The organism is Erwinia sp. AC075 (assembly GCF_979253995.1).
Genome location: NZ_CEEDEU010000001.1, coordinates 334,621 through 355,434 on the forward strand (window position 1 = coordinate 334,621; position 20,814 = coordinate 355,434).

Below are 20,814 nucleotides of genomic sequence, written 5' to 3' on the forward strand. Positions count from 1 at the left end.
TTATGCACGATCAAAGAATTGCGATCGAAACGATCGAGGATAACAACGCTTTTGTGCTGAGCACGTTGGAACGTGACGCTATCGAGCATGAGAAGCACCATTACGAAGATGCCCGCGCCGCGTCGATTGAAGCACTGAAAATTGTGCAGAAACAGCGTGGCTGGGTGCCGGATGGCGCGATCCATGCCATTGCTGATGTGCTGGGCATTCCAGCCAGTGATGTTGAAGGCGTGGCAACGTTTTACAGCCAGATCTTCCGTCAGCCGGTCGGCCGTCACGTGATCCGCTATTGCGACAGCGTGGTGTGCCATATCACCGGTTTCCAGGGCATTCAGGCCGCGTTAGAAGACAACCTGAATATCAAACCTGGCCAGACCACGGCGGATGGCCGCTTTACGCTGTTGCCAACCTGCTGCCTCGGCAACTGTGACAAGGGCCCGACGATGATGGTGGACGAAGATACTCACGTTCACCTGACGCCGGAAAACATCGTCAACTTACTGGAGCAGTATCAATGACATTCAAACAGATCATTCGTACTGCCGAAATGCATCCGCTGACCTGGCGTCTGCGTGACGACAAGCAGCCGGTGTTCTTTGACGAATACCGCAGCAAAAACGGTTACGCCGGTGCTGATAAAGCGCTGAAAACCATGTCACAGGATGAAATTGTGGCAGCGGTAAAAGACTCCGGCCTGAAAGGTCGCGGTGGCGCAGGCTTCTCAACCGGTCTGAAGTGGAGCCTGATGCCGAAAGACGAATCCATGAACATCCGTTACCTGCTGTGTAACGCCGATGAAATGGAGCCGGGCACCTATAAAGACCGTCTGTTGATGGAGCAAATGCCGCACCAGCTGGTGGAAGGCATGCTGATCAGTGCATTCGCGCTGAAAACCTACCGTGGGTACATCTTCCTGCGCGGCGAATACATCGAAGCAGCAGTGAACTTACGTCGGGCGATTGCGGAAGCGACCGAAGCCGGTTACCTGGGGAAAAATATCCTTGGAACCGGTTTTGACTTCGAGCTGATCGTTCACACCGGTGCGGGCCGTTATATCTGTGGTGAAGAAACCGCGCTGATTAACTCGCTGGAAGGACGTCGCGCTAACCCGCGCTCCAAGCCGCCATTCCCTGCATCTGCAGGTGCCTGGGGCAAGCCGACCTGCGTGAACAACGTGGAAACCCTGTCTAACGTTCCGGCGATCCTCGCCAACGGCGTTGACTGGTACAAAGGCATTTCAACCAGCGATGACACCGGCACCAAAATGATGGGCTTCTCCGGTCGGGTAAAAAACCCAGGCGTCTGGGAGCTGCCGTTTGGCACCACCGCCCGTGAGATCCTTGAGGATTACGCCGGCGGCATGCGCGATGGCCTGAAATTCAAAGCCTGGCAGCCAGGCGGTGCAGGGACGGACTTCCTGACCGAATCTCATCTCGACCTGCCGATGGAATTTGCCAGCATTGGTAAAGCCGGAAGTCGTCTGGGAACGGCGCTGGCGATGGCCGTCGATCACGAAATCGGCATGGTGTCGCTGGTGCGTAACCTGGAAGAGTTTTTTGCCCGTGAATCCTGCGGCTGGTGTACGCCATGCCGTGATGGCCTGCCGTGGAGTGTGAAAATCCTCCGCGCGCTGGAGCGCAAAGAAGGGCAGCCGGGCGATATCGAAACCCTGCTGCAACTTTGCCGCCAGCTCGGCCCGGGTAAAACCTTCTGTGCGCACGCGCCAGGTGCAGTAGAGCCACTGCAAAGCGCGATCAAATATTTCCGCGAAGAGTTTGAGGCGGGTATCGCGCCTCAGGTCTATAGCAATGCGCACGCGATTGCCGGTATCCAGCCAAACCTGTTAAAGGCGCGCTGGTAACACTGCAGATTTGAATTGATTAACGCTCGTCTCAGACGAGCCTTACGGAAGCATGTTCACTATGGCTACAATTCATGTAGACGGTAAAGAATATGATGTTGATGGTGCGGACAACCTGCTTCAGGCTTGCCTCTCCCTCGGCTTAGATATTCCTTATTTTTGCTGGCACCCGGCGCTCGGTAGCGTCGGTGCCTGCCGCCAGTGTGCGGTGAAGCAATTCCAGAATGCCGAAGATACCCGTGGTCGCCTGGTGATGTCCTGTATGACACCAGCGTCCGACGGGACGTTCATCTCGATTGACGATGGCGAAGCGAAAGAGTTCCGCGAAAGCGTGGTGGAGTGGCTGATGACCAACCACCCACACGATTGTCCGGTCTGCGAAGAGGGCGGTAACTGCCACCTTCAGGATATGACCGTGATGACCGGCCACAGCTTCCGTCGCTACCGCTTCACTAAACGTACTCACCGTAATCAGGATCTCGGCCCGTTCATTTCCCATGAAATGAACCGCTGTATCGCCTGTTATCGCTGCGTGCGTTACTACAAAGATTATGCCGACGGCACCGATCTGGGTGTCTATGGCGCTCACGACAACGTCTACTTCGGTCGTCCGGAAGACGGTACGTTGGAAAGCGAATTCTCCGGTAACCTGGTCGAAGTCTGCCCAACCGGCGTGTTCACCGATAAAACGCACTCAGAGCGTTATAACCGTAAATGGGACATGCAGTACGCCCCGAGCATCTGCCAGCAGTGCAGCATCGGTTGTAACACCAGCCCGGGTGAGCGTTATGGCGAAATTCGCCGCATCGAGAACCGCTATAACGGCGTCATCAACCACTACTTCCTCTGTGACCGTGGCCGCTTTGGTTATGGCTATGTGAACCTGAAAGATCGTCCACGCCATCCTATGCAGCGCCGTGGCAATGACTGGATCGCGCTGAACGCCGATCAGGCCATGCAGGGTGCCGCAGACGTGTTGCGTCAGGCGAAGAAAGTGATCGGTATCGGTTCACCGCGTGCCAGCGTAGAGAGCAACTTTGCGCTGCGTGAGCTGGTCGGTGCCGCAAACTTTTCCACCGGTATTCCGGCAGCCGAGCAGGCGCGTCTGGAGCTGATGCTGAACGTACTGCGCGACAGTGGTGTCCACACCCCGGCGCTGCGTGAAATTGAAAGCTACGATGCGGTGCTGGTGCTGGGCGAAGATCTGACTCAGGTCGGTGCGCGCGTTGCGCTCTCGGTGCGTCAGGCGGTGAAAGGGAAATCGCGTGAGATGGCAGCGGCCCAGAAAGTGGCAGACTGGCAGATCGCGGCGATCCTCAACATCGGTCAGAACGCCAAGCATCCGCTGTTCGTCACTAACGTCGATAAAACCCGTCTGGATGACATCGCCGCGTGGACCTACTGCGCGCCGGTCGAAGATCAGGCGCGTTTAGGTTTCGCGATCGCTAACGCGCTGGACGAAACGGCACCGGCGGTGAGCGGCATCGATCGTTCACTGGCAGGCAAAATTGATGTGATCGTTCAGGCGCTGGCCGGCGCAAGAAAGCCACTGATTATCTCTGGCGTTCATGCGGGCAGCGAAGCGATGATTCAGGCGGCGGCCAACGTGGCGAAAGCGCTGAAAGGACGCGGATCGGACGTGGGTATCACGCTGCTGGCCGGTGCGGCAAACAGCGTTGGCCTCGGCCTGATTGGCGGTAACCCGCTGGAAACGGCGCTGGACGAACTGGAAAGCGGCGCAGCCGATGCGGTTATCGTGCTGGAAAACGACCTTTATCGTCAGGCTCCGAAAGCAAAAGTCGATGCGGCGCTGAGCAACGTCTCCAACGTGATTGTCATCGATCACCAGCGGACAGCGACCACGGAAAAAGCCGGTTTGATCCTCTCAACGGCCAGCTTCGCGGAAAGCGATGGCACCGTGGTGAATCAGGAAGGCCGCGCACAGCGCTTCTTCCAGGTTTATGACCCGGCTTACTATGACACCACCGTTGAAATGCTGGAAAGCTGGCGCTGGCTGCACTCGCTGTCCAGCACAATCACCAGCCGTCAGCCGGACTGGACCCAACTGGATCACGTGATTGATGCCTGTATTGCAGCACTGCCGCAGCTGGCGGGGATCAAAGACGCGGCACCGGATGCCAGCTTCCGTATTCGTGGTCAGAAACTGGCCCGTTCCCCGGCGCGTTCAAGTGGTCGTACCGCGATGCGCGCCAATATCAGCGTGCACGAACCGCGTCAGCCGCAGGACAAAGACACCATGTTCGCCTTCTCCATGGAAGGGAACAACCAGCCGTCTGCCGCCCGTTCGCAGATCCCGTTTGCCTGGGCGCCAGGCTGGAACTCCCCACAGGCCTGGAACAAATTCCAGGACGAAGTGGGCGGAAAACTGCGTAACGGCGATCCGGGCGTGCGTCTGTTTGAAGCCGGCGATGCGCAGCTTGACTGGTTTGATGCGGTTCCCGAGGTGTTTGCCGGTCAGGCAAATAACTTCCGCGTCGCGCCTTACTTCCACCTGTTCGGCAGCGAAGAGATGACCCAGCGCTCCGGCGTGATCCAGCAGCGTATGCCTGAGGCGTATGTGATGGTGAACCCGGCGGATGCGGCAACGCTTGGCGTCAATGCCGGGACGGAAGTCGAGTTCAGCTGTGCCGGTGAAACCCTGCGTCTTCCCGTGCGTTTCTCTGAAACGTTGCAGGCAGGGCAGGTTGGTCTGCCATTAGGTCTGCCGGGTATCCCGCCATTCCTGTTGGGTGCCAACATTGACAATCTGCAGGAGGCGGCACAATGAGCTGGCTGACACCGGAAGTTATCGATGTTCTGATTGCCGTAGGTAAAGCGTTAGTGATCCTGTTTGTGGTCGTTGGCTGTGGCGCATTTATGAGCTTTGGCGAACGTCGTCTGCTTGGTCTGTTCCAGAACCGTTACGGACCAAACCGCGTTGGCTGGGGCGGCTCGCTTCAGCTGGTGGCGGACATGATCAAAATGTTCTTCAAAGAAGACTGGACGCCGCCGTTTACCGACCGGGTGATCTTTACCCTGGCGCCAATGATTGCCTTCACCTCTTTACTGCTGGCGATGGCTATCGTGCCGGTGACCTCCACCTGGATGGGCGCGGACCTGAATATCGGTCTGCTGTTCTTCCTGATGATGGCGGGTCTGGCGGTGTATGCGGTGCTGTTTGCTGGCTGGTCCAGTAACAACAAATACTCCCTGCTGGGCGCGATGCGTGCCTCGGCGCAGACCCTGAGCTACGAAGTGTTCCTCGGCCTGTCGCTGATGGGCGTTGTCGCACAGGCCGGTTCGTTCAATATGGTCGATATCGTCAACAGCCAGCAACATTTGTGGAATATCGTGCCACAGTTCCTTGGCTTCCTGACCTTCGCCATTGCCGGCGTTGCGGTATGTCACCGTCATCCATTTGACCAGCCGGAAGCCGAGCAGGAACTGGCCGACGGTTACCACATTGAATATGCCGGTATGAAGTTCGGCCTGTTCTTCGTTGGTGAGTATGTCGGTATCGTGACGGTTTCTTCGCTGATCGTAACGCTGTTCTTCGGCGGCTGGAACGGCCCATGGTTGCCACCGGTTATCTGGTTCGCCATCAAAACGGCGTTCTTCATGATGATGTTCATTCTGATCCGTGCTGCGTTACCGCGCCCACGCTATGACCAGGTGATGTCGTTCGGCTGGAAAGTTTGTTTGCCGTTGACGCTGTTGAACCTGCTGGCAACTGCCGCAGTGATTCTTTACAACGCGCAGTAAGGGGTAAAGATAATGACATTAAAAGACCTGGTGGTGGGATTCGGCACCACGGTTCGCAGTATCTTCCTGATTGGGATGAACGCGTTCGCCAAGCGTGAAACCATGATGTATCCGGAAGAGCCGGTTTACCTGCCGCCACGTTACCGTGGCCGTATCGTGTTAACCCGCGATCCGGACGGCCAGGAACGCTGCGTAGCCTGTAACCTGTGTGCGGTAGCCTGTCCGGTTGGCTGTATTTCGTTGCAGAAAGCAGAAACGCAGGATGGACGCTGGTATCCAGAATTTTTCCGTATCAACTTCTCGCGCTGCATCTTCTGTGGCCTGTGTGAAGAGGCTTGCCCGACCACTGCGATTCAGCTTACCCCAGACTTCGAACTGGGCGAGTTTAAGCGTCAGGATCTGGTGTATGAAAAAGAAAACCTGCTGATTTCCGGCCCGGGTAAATACCCGGAATATAACTTTTACCGGATGGCGGGTATGGCGATCGACGGGAAAGACAAGGGCGACGCTGAAAACGAAGCCAAACCTATCGACGTCAAGGGCTTGTTACCTTAAGGAGCCAGGCATGGAATTTGCTTTTTATCTTTGCGGACTGGTGGCGGTGCTGACAACGTTGCGTGTTATCACCCACACCAACCCGGTCCACGCACTGCTGTATCTGATCATCTCCCTGCTGGCCGTTGCCGGGGTGTTTTTCTCGCTCGGGGCTTACTTTGCCGGTGCGCTGGAAATCATCGTTTATGCCGGTGCGATCATGGTGCTGTTCGTCTTTGTGGTCATGATGCTGAACCTCGGTGAGAGCGTGCAAGCGCAGGAACGCGAGTGGCTGAAACCGACCGTGTGGATCGGACCCGGCGTCCTGTCGCTGGTGCTGCTGGGCGTGATGATTTACGCCATCCGCTCCGTTAACGACCAGGGCATTGATGGCACGATGATCGACGCGAAAGCGGTCGGCATCAGCCTGTTTGGTCCTTATGTTCTGGCGGTTGAACTGGCTTCCATGCTGCTGCTGGCGGGTCTGGTGGTGGCTTACCACATCGGACGCGAACAGCGTCAGGGCGAAGTCCTGAGCAACCGTCCGGGTGACGCACCGAAAAGCAACAAGGAGGAACGCGCATGATCCCTCTTCAACACGGCCTGATTCTGGCAGCCATCCTGTTTGTCCTTGGACTGACGGGCGTGGTAATCCGTCGTAACCTGCTGTTTATGTTGATTAGCCTTGAAATCATGATTAACGCCGCAGCACTGGCGTTCGTGGTCGCGGGCAGCTACTGGGGACAGGCAGACGGACAGGTGATGTATATCCTGGCGATCAGCCTTGCTGCTGCCGAGGCCAGTATTGGCCTGGCGCTGCTGCTTCAGCTCCATCGTCGCAGCCAGAACCTCAACATTGATAAAGTGAGCGAGATGCGCGGATGAATCTTCTCTATTTAACAGTACTTTTTCCGCTGATTGGCTTTCTGCTGCTGGCCTTTTCTCGCGGCCGCTGGTCAGAAAATCTTTCGGCCACTGTGGGTATGGGTTCCGTCGGTCTGGCGGCGCTGACCACGGTCTTCGTTGGCATGGACTTCTTCAGTCAGGGTCAGGCGCCTTACACGCAGGCGCTGTGGACCTGGATGCAGGTTGGCAACTTTAAGATCGACGTCAACTTCACGCTGGACGGCCTGTCGCTGACCATGTTGTCGGTGGTGACCGGTGTGGGCTTCTTTATCCACATGTTCGCCTCCTGGTATATGCGTGGAGAAGAGGGCTATTCCCGCTTCTTTGCCTATACCAACCTGTTTATCGCCAGCATGGTGGTTCTGGTGCTGGCCGATAACCTGATGCTGATGTATCTGGGTTGGGAAGGGGTGGGCCTCTGCTCTTACCTGCTGATTGGCTTCTATTACACCGACCCGAAAAACGGCGCGGCGGCGATGAAAGCTTTCATCATCACCCGTGTGGGTGACGTGTTCCTGGCCTTTGCGTTGTTCATTCTTTACAACGAGCTGGGTACGCTGAACTTCCGTGAAATGGTCGAGCTGGCGCCTGCGCACTTCGCTGCAGACAATCATATGTTGCAGTGGGCAACGTTGATGCTGCTGGGCGGTGCCGTCGGTAAATCAGCACAGCTGCCGTTGCAAACGTGGCTGGCGGATGCGATGGCCGGTCCAACACCGGTTTCGGCACTGATCCACGCGGCAACCATGGTGACCGCCGGTGTCTATCTGATTGCACGTAGCCACGGCCTGTTCCTGCTGACGCCTGAAGTGCTGCATTTAGTGGGCATTGTCGGCGCAATCACTCTGGTGCTGGCCGGTTTTGCTGCGCTGGTGCAGACCGATATCAAACGCGTTCTCGCTTACTCAACCATGAGTCAGATTGGGTACATGTTCCTCGCACTGGGCGTTCAGGCCTGGGATGCGGCGATCTTCCACCTGATGACCCATGCGTTCTTTAAAGCGCTGCTGTTCCTCTCTTCCGGTTCGGTGATCCTCGCCTGCCATCACGAGCAGAATATCTTCAAGATGGGTGGCCTGCGTAAAAGCATCCCGCTGGTCTACGTCTGCTTCCTGGTGGGTGGCGCGGCGCTGTCAGCTCTGCCTCTGATTACCGCTGGCTTCTTCAGTAAGGACGAAATCCTTGCTGGCGCGCTGGCGAACGGCCATCTGACGCTGATGGTGGCAGGTCTGGTGGGGGCATTTATGACCTCGCTGTATACCTTCCGAATGATCTTCATCACCTTCCATGGCGAAGAGAAAATTCATGCACATGCCGGCAAAGGGATCACCCATCACCTGCCGCTGATTGTGCTGCTTGTCCTCTCAACCTTTATTGGCGCAATGATCGTGCCGCCGCTGAAAGGCGTTCTGCCGGATACCACCGAACTGGCGCACGGCAGCGTGCTGGCGCTGGAAATCACCTCTGGCGTGGTGGCCATTGTCGGTATCCTGCTGGCGGCCGCCCTGTGGTTAGGCAAACGCACGCTGGTAACCAGCATCGCCAAAAGCGCGCCGGGTCGTTTCTTCTCGACCTGGTGGTTTGCGGCCTGGGGCTTCGACTGGCTGTACGACAAAGTGTTCGTTAAGCCTTATCTGTTCGTCGCCTGGGTGCTGAAACGCGATCCTCTCGATGGCCTGATGAGTCTGCCTGCTCTGTTCTCCCGTCTGGCGAACAAAGGGCTGGTGGTCAGCGAAAACGGCTATCTGCGCTGGTATGTCGCGTCAATGAGCGTGGGTGCCGTGGTGGTACTGGCGCTGCTGATGACGATCTAAAGGTTAGTGAGCGGGGTAAGGCGGTCTGCCTTACCCCATCAAAGAATTGTGAAAAAATTCCCCTGACCGGGGGACTAAAGAAGGGAAGAAAACCGCCATGTTATTACCCTGGCTTATATTAATCCCGTTCATCGGTGGCCTGCTTTGCTGGCAGCTTGAGCGCTTCGGCGCAAAAGTTCCGCGCTGGATAGCCCTGATCTCAATGGGATTGACGCTGGCGCTCTCATTGCAACTCTGGTTGCAGGGCGGCTACTCACTGACTCAGGCCGCCGGCATTCCGCAGTGGCAGTCTGAATTCTTCGTCTCGTGGATCCCACGTTTTGGTATTAACGTGCATCTGGCGCTGGATGGTCTCTCACTGCTGATGGTGGTGCTGACCGGCCTGCTGGGCGTGATGGCGATCCTTTGTTCGTGGAATGAAATTGAAAAATGGCAGGGCTTCTTCCACCTGAACCTGCTGTGGATCCTCGGCGGCGTGATCGGCGTGTTCCTTGCCATCGACATGTTCCTGTTCTTCTTCTTCTGGGAAATGATGCTGGTGCCGATGTACTTCCTGATCGCCTTGTGGGGTCACAAAGCATCGGACGGTAAAACGCGTATCAGCGCAGCGACCAAGTTCTTCATCTATACCCAGGCCAGCGGCCTGATTATGTTGATTGCGATTCTGGGCCTGGTGTTTGTGCATTACAACGCGACCGGCGTCTGGACCTTCAACTACGAAGAGCTGTTGAAAACGCCGATGTCGCAGCACGTTGAATATCTGCTGATGCTGGGCTTCTTTATCGCCTTCGCGGTGAAAATGCCGGTGGTTCCGCTGCACGGCTGGTTGCCGGATGCGCACAGTCAGGCACCAACCGCCGGTTCGGTTGACCTGGCAGGCATCCTGTTGAAAACCGCGGCCTACGGTCTGCTGCGTTTCGCCCTGCCGCTGTTCCCGAATGCGTCGCACGATTTCGCCCCAATTGCGATGGTGCTGGGCCTGATCGGTATCTTCTACGGCGCGTGGATGGCGTTCTCGCAGTACGACATTAAGCGTCTGATTGCCTACACCTCCATTTCGCACATGGGCTTCGTGCTGATTGCTATCTACACCGGCAGCCAGCTGGCGTTCCAGGGCGCAGTGGTGCAGATGATTGCTCACGGTCTGTCGGCCGCCGCACTGTTCATCCTTTGTGGTCAGCTGTATGAGCGTCTGCATACCCGTGATATGCGTCAGATGGGCGGCCTGTGGTCACGCATCAAATGGTTACCGGGTCTGTCACTGTTCTTCGCGGTTGCCAACCTGGGTATGCCAGGCACCGGTAACTTCGTCGGGGAATTTATGATCCTGACCGGAAGCTTCAAAACCGTGCCGGTGACTATCGTTATCGCGACCTTCGGTCTGGTGTTCGCGTCTGTTTACTCGCTGGTCATGATGCAACGTGCTTATTACGGCGCACCAAAATCAGAAACGCCTCTGCGCGGCATGAATGCCCGTGAGTTCCTGATGATTATGGTGCTGGTGGTTCTGCTGGTGCTGCTGGGTGTTTATCCACAGCCGATTCTGGACACCTCACATGCTGCGATGAGTAACATTCAGCAGTGGTATACCGCTTCAATTACAACTACAAGGCCGTAATTCGCCATGACAATAACTCCTCAACAATTGATCGCGCTTCTGCCGCTGCTGATCGTCGGATTGACGGTGGTAGTTGTGATGCTGTCCATTGCGTGGCGACGCAACCACTTCGTCAATGCCACGCTGGCGGTGATTGGCCTGAACATTGCGCTGTTCTCGCTGTACTTTGTCGGCCAGGCTGGCCCGATGGACGTCACGCCGCTGCTGCGTGTGGATGGGTATTCGATGCTGTATACCGGACTGGTGATCCTTGCCAGCCTGGCGACCTGCACCTTTGCTTATCCATGGCTGGCGGGCTACCCGGATAACCGCGAAGAGTTCTATCTGCTGGTGCTGATTGCTGCAATGGGCGGCATCGTGCTGGCCAGCGCCAATCATATGGCGTCGCTGTTTATCGGCATTGAACTGATTTCCCTGCCGCTGTTCGGCCTGGTCGGCTATGCCTTCCAGCAAAAACGCTCGCTGGAAGCCAGTATCAAATACACCATCATGTCTGCCGTGGCATCGTCCTTCCTGCTGTTCGGGATGGCGTTGATTTACGCGGACTCCGGTAACCTGAGCTTTGTGGCACTGGGCAAGAGCCTGAACGACGGCATTATCCATGCGCCGCTGTTGCTGGCGGGTCTGGGGATGATGATTGTCGGTCTGGGCTTCAAGCTGTCGCTGGTGCCTTTCCAGCTGTGGACGCCGGATGTCTACCAGGGTGCGCCTGCACCGGTATCAACTTTCCTGGCAACCGCCAGCAAAATTGCCATCTTCGGTGTGGTGATGCGCCTGTTCCTCTATGCGCCGGTGGCGGATAGCGAAGCCGTGCGGACGGTACTGGCGATTATCGCGGTGGCCTCGATTCTGTTTGGTAACCTGATGGCGATCTCGCAGAGCAACATTAAGCGTCTGCTGGGTTACTCGTCCATCGCTCACCTCGGTTATCTGCTGGTGGCGCTGATTGCGATTCAGACGCACCAGATGTCGCTGGAAGCTACCGGTGTTTACCTGGCCGGTTACCTGTTCAGCAGCCTCGGTGCGTTTGGCGTGGTCAGCCTGATGTCCAGCCCATACCGTGGGCCGGATGCTGACTCGCTGTACTCTTACCGTGGTCTGTTCTGGCACCGTCCGATCCTGTCAGCGGTGATGACGGTGATGATGCTGTCACTGGCCGGTATCCCGATGACGCTGGGCTTTATTGGTAAGTTCTACATCATCGCAGTCGGTGTCGGTGCACACCTGTGGTGGCTGACGGGTGCGGTTGTGGTCGGTAGTGCGATTGGTCTTTATTACTATCTGCGCGTTACCGTCAGCCTGTACCTGAATCCGCCAGAGCTGTTGCAGCGTGATACGCCGGCTAACTGGGCCTTTACGGCCGGTGGTGTGGTGGTGCTGATTTCCGCGATTATGGTGCTGCTGCTGGGTATCTATCCTCAGCCACTGATTTCGCTGGTGCAGATGGCGCAACCGTTGATGTAATCAACGTTGACCACCGAAAAACGGGCTCACATTAGCCCGTTTTTTTTCGCCTGCGTTCGGGTAAATAGCGCGCCGCATGCTAGCTTTAAAACATCGTTCCTTGCGGAGACGGCGGGTGATAAGACTGATCTTTTTGCTGATGGGCGCCCGCGCGCTGCGCCCCCGATGGCTGCTGCTGGCCGTGATGGGGCTGCTGCTGATTGCGCTCTCCGTGGCAATTTTTATTGATATGGCCGGGGATGGACGGCTTTCAGTGCCGCTGGATACGCTGGCCATCTTGCTGGTAGTAGAGGGCATTGTGCAGCTTCTGTCCGGCTGGCTGATTGGCACCCGCGTTTATCTTCCTGCGCTGGCAAAAGGCATTGGCTTTCTGTTTATTGCGTTTCTGGTGTTTGACGTGCCCTGGGATAATAACCTGCTGGCATCGTTACTGTTTGGCGTGGCCTTTCTAGGCGATGGCCTGTTTCGGATTGCCTCTTCGCTGGTACTACAAGGACGGCGATGGCGCAGAGGGGTGCTGATTGGCAGCATCGAAATCGTCCTCAGCCTGATCGTCTTCAGCAACTGGCCGTTCCATCATCACATCACGGTTCCGTTGTGCTTTGCCCTTCTGCTGCTGATGTCCGGCTATTCGCTGCTGATGATGGCGCGGAACGTCTGGCTGTTAGGGGAGAACGCCTCGGTGATGTCGCTGCCTCTGTTCACTGCTCAGGGAATGCGTGGCCAGCAATCAACCGATTATATCCATCCTCCTTTCCCCCACCGGCCGGCGGTCACGCCGCTCAATATTCATGTCTGGACGCCGGTGGGATCGTCGGTGGTCAAGGATCGACGGCTGGTTATCGATCGCTATATTGCCGCCGTCGATCAACACGGGGTGATCTCGACCGGACATGCCGCGCTGGAGATGGGGGAGCTGTATATCAGCCATTACCCGCTGCAGCTGATTGACCGCGACAGCGGGAATTTCCGTGCCGTGCTCCGGGCCGGCGAAGAGAATGATGTCCCCGGCCGGTTTTTACCCTCGCTGCCGGAGGAAATTGTGGCCTGGTGCGCACCGGACCGGCTGATCGCTTTTCGCATTTATAATGCTGAGGCGTTAAAAAACTACTGGCAGCGCTACGCGACGGATACCACCTATAATCTCACCTCGCGCAACTGCTCAACCACGGTGATCCACGCGCTGGATGTGGCGATTGAAGGGGTGCTGGGCAACAGAACTCTGGTCGGGCTGAGAATGCTGTGTGACCCGAACTTCTGGCTACTCGGATTAGTCAGGGGCAGGGCAGAAGAGATGACCTGGACGCCGGGGCTGGTGCATGATTATGTCCTGCTGCTGAAAAGGGTGATCGAGCCCGAAACGAGCCGCGCCTGGCATAAGCGGCTGGGCGAGGCGGTGGCATTACGGCGGGCGGTGAGTAAGAAACTCAAATCGGATAACACCCCGATGTAACCACAAGTTCTGACTGTCGTGGCCTGCAAGAAATCTTGTTAAGTGGGCAGCAGTGTTCTGGCAAAGAAACCTGTACATTATTGAGATGTCTGAATAATGGAGCAGAGAGTATGGAAGTGTACTGGCAGGATCTACACCACAGTGAGCTGAGTGTGGCTCAGCTTTATCAGCTGCTGGCGCTGCGGAATGCGGTGTTTGTGGTGGAACAGAATTGTCCGTATCAGGATCTTGACGGGGCTGATTTACAGGGCGAGAACCGCCATCTGCTGGCGATATTCGATCAGCAACTGCTGGCCTATGCCCGCATCCTCGCGCCAGAGTCGGCGGACAAGCCGGTGAAGATTGGCAGAGTGATTGTCTCAAGCGAAGCCCGGGGGCTGAGTCTGGGGCACCGTCTGATGGAACAGGCCGTTGCCACCTGCGAGCATTTCTGGCCGCAGCACAAAATCTTCCTGTCGGCGCAGGCCCACCTGCAGGATTTCTATGGTCGGTTTGGTTTTGAGCCGGTCAGCGAAGAATATCTGGAAGATAATATCCCGCACATTGATATGCAAAAATAGACACAACACGTCCCTGAGCGCTGACTGGAACGAAGATAAGGTCAGGAACGGCGGGAGAAAAGGGGCGTTGATGGCTGAGAATGCCCGATTGGTTGTCTTAACGCAGCAGGCATTCTCTGTGAAATGTTGAGACGGTTACTTTTTCTTGTAAACATCAGCCGTAGCGTGGACCTTTTTATTGGTATTTCCTGAGGTCAGGACATAGATGTCGCCGCCTTTATCATCTGCCATTTTCGACAGTTCGGTTTTGGCATCGGCAGCGCTGGTTTCACCTGCGGTGGTGACACTTCCTACTTTGGTATATTGGTCATGAACCTTTTTAAACTCATTTTTCGTCATCAATTCTGCAGCAAATGAACTGATCGAAAATGCACATAACACGACGCCAAGAACGATCTTCTTCATCGGAATTTCCTTTTAACAGAATGGTGGGTGGATAATGATTTGTGCTAATAAATATATAGTTGGCCCAATCGACACTGTCTAATAGCGTTAATGCGATTTGTTTGTTTTGTGATGAAAGCCGCTTTTCATCCATTATGCAGTGATGAATTTATTTATTTCATCCTAAATACATGAAGGATACTTTTAATCTGTACGCGTAAAATATTATTGTATAACTATTTCTCAACAACACAGACAAAATAGTCAGGCTGATTAATATCATACTGTTTTATTTCCATAGCCTGCTTATTAATTAATGATCAAGATACAGGTAGTGCATCCAACTTGTCATCCGTAATAACACTTTGCGCATCACCGAGACGTGGGCGAAGTGGTCGGAATAGATCGCTACCTGCGCAAAGATACCGTCAGGCAGGGAATCTATCTGCGGATTGGCATCCAGCTCAATCACCACCAGCACGCCATCGGAACCGGGCGTCAGGTTAAGCGACTGCAATGAACCCTGCGCCTGATAACCGCCACCGGGTACCACGGGCAGGACGCGAATTAATTTGCCCCTGAACACCTCGCCCGGTAACGCATTAAACACCGCTTCTGCTTCATCCCCAGGCTCAAGGCGCAGCAGCGAATTTTGCCTGAACTGAGCGATAATTTGCCGGGTCTGTTCGGGGACAAAAATCATCACCGGCCGCAACGGCAGCGCGGCAGCATAGGTGCCTGGGCGGATCAACACCTGCGTCACATAGCCGTTGCTCGGGGCGCGAACCACCGTTTGATCGAGGTTATATTTGGCTTCCGCCAGTTGGGCTCTGAGGCTGACAATCTGCGATTGCTCGCCGTTAACCTCACTGTCCAGCTGGCTCTTAATCTGCGCCTGCTCCGCCAGTGACCCTTTTACCAGCGCATCCTGCGCTAAAAAGTTTTGTCGCGCGGTGTCGATATCTCTTTCAGAGAACGGATTGACCTTGGCCTTACTGCCCCGCAGATAGCGCTGATAGTCTGTGAAGAGGCGGTCGCGATCGGCGGTGGCATTAGAGGTATTGGCAATCGCTTCATCCAGTTGGCCCTTCATCGCCTGAGTGTTATGGATGGCGCTGACCAGATCGGCCTGCAGCCGGTCTACCCGCGCCTGGAAGCGGGTATTGTCTATCTCAAAAAGCATTTCACCTTTTTCAATATGGACATTCTGTTTGTCGGTGACTTTAGTGACCACACCCGTCACCTGCGGCGTCACGGGGATGGTAATCACCGCCTTTTGCGCTAAGGAAGTATAAGGATGATTGTAATTCATCAGCAGAATCAATCCGCTAACCACAAATACGCCGCCTAATACCGCCGTGGGCACGGTCCATTTATTGACCGGGATCTTGAAGATTTTAAATATGGACCAGGCAATCGCAACGTAGGTAAGAATAATGAGCAGATCCATAACATTACTCCTGCGGTGGCACGTTAACGTCAGGGTGTTTCTTCTCCAGCTCGGTTACGCGTCGCTGCAATTGCTGGATAACATCACTTTCATTCTGCATTCCCCAGCCCCTTTCAGGACGATACAGGGTGGCCCATATCCATAAAAATGGCCAGATGACATGTAAGGTAAACAGGCTGACCCAACCGGCAACATGAATAGCATCGGCATGAGGATGATTACGTGATTTCGCTATCAGGTAGGGGATATCATGCAGGATAATAATCCCGTAAAAAATAACGATAAAAACGAACACCAGTACACCCAGCGCAAAGTAGTCAAGAAACATACTCGCCTCGAATGATGTGATTTAATTTGGCTTAAATATAGTCTTAACTTTACTGGCCAGCCATTAAATCTGATCGCTTAATAATTTCGTCCCATTTTAAACCAGAGAAATTAATGGCCTTCACGACTATTTTTGACGGGTGATTCATATTTTGTTTGGTTAACCTTCTCTATACTCTGTGAGCCTGGCTACATTCTGTGGCTGTTTCTCTCCACATTGGGAGCATCATTATGATGGATTTACTCAGGGCGATTGGACTGGGATTAATGGTTCTGCTGCCACTTGCCAACCCCTTGACCACCGTGGTGCTGTTCCTCGGATTGGCGGGGGAGATGAGCAGTGCCGAACGCAATAAAGAAGCCATGATGGCTTCGCTGTATGTGTTTATTATCCTGATGGTAGCCTGGTATGCCGGGCAAATAGTGATGAATACCTTTGGCATTTCCATTCCGGGCCTGCGCATTGCCGGTGGACTGATTGTCGCCTTTATCGGCTTTCGTATGCTGTTCCCGCCGGCAAAGGGCGTCAGTTTACCCGAAGCGCAAAGTAAAGCCGATGAGATGGCGCGTGAACCCGAGGCCAGCATTGCATTTGTCCCGCTGGCGATGCCCAGCACGGCCGGTCCGGGCACCATTGCGATGGTGATCAGCTCTGCCTCAACCCTGCGTCATGGCGTTGATTTTCCTGAGTGGGTGATCTTTGCGGCACCACCGTTGATTTTTGTGTCGATAGGCGTGCTGCTGTGGATATGCTTGCGGAGTGCGGGTGGGGTAATGCGCGTGTTGGGCAAAGGCGGAATTGAGGCCATTTCCCGTCTGATGGGCTTCCTGCTGATTTGCATGGGCGTGCAGTTTATCATCAACGGCATACTGGAAATCATCTCGACCTATCCGGCCAGCTGAAGCCACAAAAAAGGGCCGCTAAGCGGCCCTTTTGCTGTCGGTTAACCTGCCGTCATCTGGCGGTCATCGACATATTTACGCTTGTCGGGTGCGGGCGGGAAATACTGATACAGCCAGGTTTCACTCAGCGTCTCGTCTTTGGTGCGCAGGAACAGGCGCAGATTCACCGGCTCCACCGAGTCACTGTTCGGATACCAGTCAAACAGAATACGGTAGCCGTCGATAGGCTCCACGTAAAGGATTTCAACCTGTTTGATGGTGCCTGAGGTGGTGGTAATCACCGGCTCGATGCCTTTCGGCGCGGCTGCTTTCAAATCGCCACCGACAAAGTCGACCGCGAAGCGACGTGCCCAGACGTCCGGATAGTGTTCGCCCGGTGCCCAACCTTCCGGGAAGCCGCCCATGCCGGTACGGGTCGCGTTCACGCGGGACAGGCCGCTGCGCACCGGTGGCAGACCACTCCAGTAAAGTTTGTAGCTGAAGCTGTGTTCGCTGCCGGCCTTAATCGCCTCTTCAGGACGCCAGAAGCAGACAATGTTATCCAGCGTTTCGCCCGTGGTCGGGATTTCCATCAGGTTAATGGCGCCTTTACCCCATTTGCCAACCGGTTCAACCCACAGACTTGGACGCTTGTTGTACCAACCAATCACATCCTGATAATCCTGGAAGTCATGGTTGAGCTGCAACATACCAAAGCCGCGCGGATTCTCATCCTTGTAGGCGTTGTAGGTCAGACGCTGCGGGTTGTTCAGCGGGCGGCAGATCCACTCGCCAACACCGGTCCACATCGCCAGGCGATCGGAGTCATGGATTTGCGGGTGGATGGTGTCGCACATGCGGCGTTCGTTGTTGCCGCAGCTGAACATGGTGGTCATCGGCGCGATACCCATCTGTTCAATATCTTTACGCGCATACAGGTGGTTTTCCACTTCCATCACCACGCGCTTATCTTCGCAGTGGACGATGAATTTGAATGCACCGGTGCAGCTTTCGCCATCCAGCAAGGTATAAACCGTGAAGGTGGTGTCATCTGCCTTCGGCGTTTCAAACCAGAACGCGGTGAAGTCAGGGAACTCTTCATGGCTGCCGAAGGTGTTGATCGCCACGCCACGCGCGGAAAGACCGTACTGATAGGTCTCATCAACGGCACGAAAGTAGCTTGCGCCGAGGAAGGAAACGATGTCCTTGCTGGCCAGCTCGGGTTTTTTAAACGCTCTGAAACCGGCAAAGCCCAAATCGGTTTTACCTTCCAGCTGTTTCATATCCACTTTGGCGTTGTTGTAGTTGAACAACTCCGGACGGAAGTGGATTTCACGGGCTTCACGGCTGGACGCATCGACAGAGAACATCCGCAGGCGGCGTTTGAAGCCCATGCCGACGTGGAAGAACTGAACGTCAAGCTCACGATTGGGAATGTCATTCCACAGTGAGTGGTTGGCGTCGTACTGAATTTCGTTATAAGCCTGCGGGGTCATGGTTGCCAGGGTTTCTGGCAGCGGTGCCGGAGCGCCACCGTAAGGTTTTTTCGCGAGGTCAGCCGCCATTTGCTTAAGCACGCCGAAATCAAATTTCTTCGCTGAGCCATCGGCGATATCGGTATCAGCCCAGGCAGCCTGTGCAAATAATGTCGATAAGCCGGACATGCCGCTTACCGTAGCGAAAGCCATTGAGGCTTTCATAAACATTCTTCGATTCATGCCAGAAGTCATTCCCTTTGCTGAACGGAGTTTGTAGAGACTGTCGTGGTGTTGCACACCGTCGCTGACGGGCAGCTTTGTCGACATATGCGTGATCTAAATCACAGCAAAGTAGGACAGTCCGTGAGATCAAAAATTCAGTTAGCAAAAAATTTATCAGATAAATCTAACAAAATCCCTGTTTTCCGCTGATAGCCGGCGCTTTTCAGCCCTTATCAGACGGTTCCTGTTTTGAAATGGCGTGATTTATCAGCGTGCCAACAAAGAATTTATGTAACGGGGCCTGACGATTAGCATGCCTCATCACCACAATCAGTTCGCGATAGAAGGTTAACTCGCCAAGCGGCAGAATGCGGACGTTTGCCGGGCGATCTGTCCACAATCCTGCCAGCGGCACCAGCGCAACGCCCAACTGCATCTCAACCATTTTGACGATGGCATCAATTTCATCAATCTCCAGCGCCAGCTGCGGATCGAGCCGCTGCTCGCGCAGGAACTGGCTGACCATCCGGCCGCCGAAAGAGGAGCGGTCATAGCGGATAAAGGGATGCTGGCGGATCAGCTCAACCACATCATCGCCTGCCACATCCGCTGGGGCGATCAGCACAAACGGCTCGCGCTGCACCGTTTCCGCGTACAGGTCTTTGGTCAGCGCGAAGCTGGGTTTGATGATCACCGCCAGATCGATATTGCCGGCGTCCACCTGGGTGAGCAGGCTGGAGGAGACGCCGGGGATCAGTTTGGTTTCCAGCGCGGGCGCCTGTTGATGCACGCTGACCAGCACGCCGGGCAGCAGGCCGGTTTGCACCGACGCGATCGCCCCAATCTTAATCGACCCGCGATACTCGGCCAGATTTTCGGGCTGAGCCATGCGGGCAAACAGCGTCAGGATCTCTTCCGCCATCGGCAACACCCGCGTGCCATCAGCATTTAACGCCACGGCGCGGCCGGAACGGTCAAACAGCCGCATACCCAGCGCTTCCTCCAGCGTGCGCATTTGCGCGCTGACCGCCGATTGCGTCAGGCCAATACGCTGGCCGGCGGCGGAGAAAGTGCCAAACTGGCTGACCGCAACAAAGGTTTTCAGTTCACGTATCATGGTGTTCACTCAGCAAAATAATTGTTGAATCGTTGTAATAATATTCGCTTTTCACCAAAAATATTATCGTGAAGAATGGGGGTTCACAACGACCTTTCCTGATCCCCGGAGACTGCAATGGCCCTCAGCCCGTTCCATCTGGCAATACCTGTTCACGATCTTGCTGCTGCCCGCCATTTCTACGGCACCGTATTCAATCTTGCTGAAGGACGCTCCAGCGAACAATGGGTGGATTTTGACTTCTATGGACATCAGCTGGTGATCCATCAGGCACCGAAAAAGACCGCGCCAGAGGCGGTTCACACTAACCACGTTGACGGCCACGGCGTGCCGGTGCCGCATTTCGGGCTGGTGCTGAGCTGGGAAGAGTGGGAGCAACTGGCCGCGCGGCTGAAGGACTTCCAGGTGAAGTTTGAGATTGAACCCTACGTGCGCTTTAAAGGGCAGGTGGGCGAACAGGCCACCATGTTCTTCTTCGATCCCTGTGGTAACGCGCTGGAGTTCAAGGCGTTCAAAGACATCCGCAGTATGTTCGCGAAATAGCCCGTTACCACTAAAGGCAACATTATCAGTCTATTCCTGGTCGTCTGAGCAAGCAGGTTGCTGAAAACTGTCTATAGTTATTTGAGATTCTTATTCGCACAAGGAGATGTTATGGCTAGAACGATTGCACCTGAAGAGAGCAGCCTGGACGACGACCTGGCGCTGTTGAGTGAAACGCTGGAAGAAGTGCTTAAATCTTCCGGAGATCCGGCAGACCAGAAATACATCGAGCTGAAAGCGAAAGCTGAGAAGTCGCTGAACGAGGTGAAGTCCCGCGTGAGCAACGCAACTGACACCTATTATGTTCGTGCGAAACAAGCCGTGTATCGTGCCGATGAATACGTGCATGAAAAACCGTGGCAGGGGATTGGCGTTGGTGCCACCCTGGGTCTGGTTGTAGGATTACTGCTGGCGCGCCGTTAAGGTCTGCGTCACCAGG

20 protein-coding genes are annotated in these 20,814 nt (G+C 55.2%); 15 read left to right on the top strand and 5 right to left on the bottom strand.

Translation table 11 applies throughout. The annotated features are described in order from the left end of the window. Positions 1–2 precede the first annotated feature (2 nt). From nuoE to AC0IXH_RS01750, 12 genes are all read left to right on the top strand, one after another. A complete protein-coding gene (gene nuoE / locus AC0IXH_RS01695) occupies positions 3–518 on the top strand; it encodes an NADH-quinone oxidoreductase subunit NuoE (RefSeq protein WP_013203089.1) in 516 nt (171 codons plus the stop codon). Beyond that, positions 515–1,861 (top strand): NADH-quinone oxidoreductase subunit NuoF, encoded by a 1,347-nt coding sequence (gene nuoF, locus AC0IXH_RS01700; protein ID WP_013203088.1) that lies wholly within the window; start codon positions 515–517, stop codon positions 1,859–1,861. Before nuoE ends, nuoF begins: the two co-directional genes overlap by 4 nt. A gap of 61 nt (positions 1,862–1,922) precedes the next feature. Continuing rightward, a complete protein-coding gene (gene nuoG, locus AC0IXH_RS01705; RefSeq protein WP_013203087.1) occupies positions 1,923–4,649 on the top strand; it encodes an NADH-quinone oxidoreductase subunit NuoG in 2,727 nt (908 codons plus the stop codon). Beyond that, positions 4,646–5,623, top strand: a complete 978-nt coding sequence (gene nuoH / locus AC0IXH_RS01710) for an NADH-quinone oxidoreductase subunit NuoH (RefSeq protein WP_013203086.1) — start codon at positions 4,646–4,648, stop codon at positions 5,621–5,623. The genes nuoG and nuoH overlap by 4 nt, the downstream gene beginning before the upstream one ends. A gap of 12 nt (positions 5,624–5,635) precedes the next feature. Beyond that, a complete protein-coding gene (gene nuoI / locus AC0IXH_RS01715; RefSeq protein WP_013203085.1) occupies positions 5,636–6,178 on the top strand; it encodes an NADH-quinone oxidoreductase subunit NuoI in 543 nt (180 codons plus the stop codon). 10 nt (positions 6,179–6,188) lie between these two features. Continuing rightward, a complete protein-coding gene (gene nuoJ / locus AC0IXH_RS01720; RefSeq protein ID WP_013203084.1) occupies positions 6,189–6,743 on the top strand; it encodes an NADH-quinone oxidoreductase subunit J in 555 nt (184 codons plus the stop codon). After that, positions 6,740–7,042, top strand: a complete 303-nt coding sequence (nuoK, locus tag AC0IXH_RS01725; RefSeq protein ID WP_034894855.1) for an NADH-quinone oxidoreductase subunit NuoK — start codon at positions 6,740–6,742, stop codon at positions 7,040–7,042. Before nuoJ ends, nuoK begins: the two co-directional genes overlap by 4 nt. Then, positions 7,039–8,877 (top strand): NADH-quinone oxidoreductase subunit L, encoded by a 1,839-nt coding sequence (gene nuoL, locus AC0IXH_RS01730; RefSeq protein ID WP_471719850.1) that lies wholly within the window; start codon positions 7,039–7,041, stop codon positions 8,875–8,877. The genes nuoK and nuoL overlap by 4 nt, the downstream gene beginning before the upstream one ends. Before the next feature lie 97 nt (positions 8,878–8,974). After that, positions 8,975–10,495, top strand: coding sequence for an NADH-quinone oxidoreductase subunit M (gene nuoM, locus AC0IXH_RS01735; RefSeq protein ID WP_013203081.1), 1,521 nt, complete (start codon positions 8,975–8,977; stop codon positions 10,493–10,495). A 6-nt stretch (positions 10,496–10,501) separates the two neighbouring features. Continuing rightward, complete coding sequence (gene nuoN, locus AC0IXH_RS01740) at positions 10,502–11,959, top strand: NADH-quinone oxidoreductase subunit NuoN (protein WP_013203080.1); 1,458 nt, start codon at positions 10,502–10,504, stop codon at positions 11,957–11,959. Positions 11,960–12,074: 115 nt separating this feature from the next. Further along, positions 12,075–13,412 carry an HdeD family acid-resistance protein gene (locus AC0IXH_RS01745; RefSeq protein WP_471719851.1) on the top strand — a complete coding sequence of 446 codons (1,338 nt, stop codon included), beginning with the start codon at positions 12,075–12,077 and terminating at the stop codon, positions 13,410–13,412. 110 nt (positions 13,413–13,522) lie between these two features. Continuing rightward, positions 13,523–13,972 (top strand): GNAT family N-acetyltransferase, encoded by a 450-nt coding sequence (locus AC0IXH_RS01750; RefSeq protein WP_013203078.1) that lies wholly within the window; start codon positions 13,523–13,525, stop codon positions 13,970–13,972. Between the two features lie 135 nt (positions 13,973–14,107). Here the strand turns inward: AC0IXH_RS01750 and yahO are convergent, their stop codons facing one another. The 3 genes from yahO to AC0IXH_RS01765 all read right to left on the bottom strand — a co-directional run bounded on the left by yahO (position 14,108) and on the right by AC0IXH_RS01765 (position 16,134). Continuing rightward, positions 14,108–14,377 (bottom strand): DUF1471 family periplasmic protein YahO, encoded by a 270-nt coding sequence (gene yahO / locus AC0IXH_RS01755; protein WP_013203077.1) that lies wholly within the window; start codon positions 14,375–14,377, stop codon positions 14,108–14,110. A 292-nt stretch (positions 14,378–14,669) separates the two neighbouring features. Then, on the bottom strand, positions 14,670–15,806 hold the full coding sequence (locus AC0IXH_RS01760; RefSeq protein WP_471719852.1) for an HlyD family secretion protein: 1,137 nt from the start codon (positions 15,804–15,806) through the stop codon (positions 14,670–14,672). A gap of 4 nt (positions 15,807–15,810) precedes the next feature. Further along, positions 15,811–16,134: a DUF3302 domain-containing protein gene (locus AC0IXH_RS01765; RefSeq protein WP_013203075.1), complete on the bottom strand. Its 324-nt coding sequence runs from the start codon at positions 16,132–16,134 to the stop codon at positions 15,811–15,813. A 230-nt stretch (positions 16,135–16,364) separates the two neighbouring features. On the opposite strand from AC0IXH_RS01765, the gene AC0IXH_RS01770 reads away from it, so the two are divergent. Continuing rightward, a complete protein-coding gene (locus AC0IXH_RS01770; RefSeq protein WP_013203074.1) occupies positions 16,365–17,036 on the top strand; it encodes a MarC family NAAT transporter in 672 nt (223 codons plus the stop codon). A 41-nt stretch (positions 17,037–17,077) separates the two neighbouring features. Here AC0IXH_RS01770 and AC0IXH_RS01775 read toward each other — a convergent pair whose 3' ends face one another. Together AC0IXH_RS01775 and AC0IXH_RS01780 are read right to left on the bottom strand one after the other, a co-directional pair. Beyond that, positions 17,078–18,733, bottom strand: a complete 1,656-nt coding sequence (locus AC0IXH_RS01775) for a glucan biosynthesis protein D (RefSeq protein ID WP_013203073.1) — start codon at positions 18,731–18,733, stop codon at positions 17,078–17,080. Between the two features lie 205 nt (positions 18,734–18,938). Further along, the gene (locus AC0IXH_RS01780) at positions 18,939–19,832 is read right to left on the bottom strand and encodes a LysR family transcriptional regulator (protein ID WP_013203072.1); all 894 of its coding nucleotides are present in this window, start codon (positions 19,830–19,832) and stop codon (positions 18,939–18,941) included. Positions 19,833–19,949: 117 nt separating this feature from the next. Here AC0IXH_RS01780 and AC0IXH_RS01785 point away from each other — a divergent pair, with 117 nt between their 5' ends. Next, positions 19,950–20,375, top strand: a complete 426-nt coding sequence (locus AC0IXH_RS01785) for a VOC family protein (protein WP_346597920.1) — start codon at positions 19,950–19,952, stop codon at positions 20,373–20,375. Between the two features lie 111 nt (positions 20,376–20,486). Then, positions 20,487–20,798, top strand: a complete 312-nt coding sequence (gene elaB, locus AC0IXH_RS01790; RefSeq protein WP_013203070.1) for a stress response protein ElaB — start codon at positions 20,487–20,489, stop codon at positions 20,796–20,798. Positions 20,799–20,814: the final 16 nt, after the last annotated feature.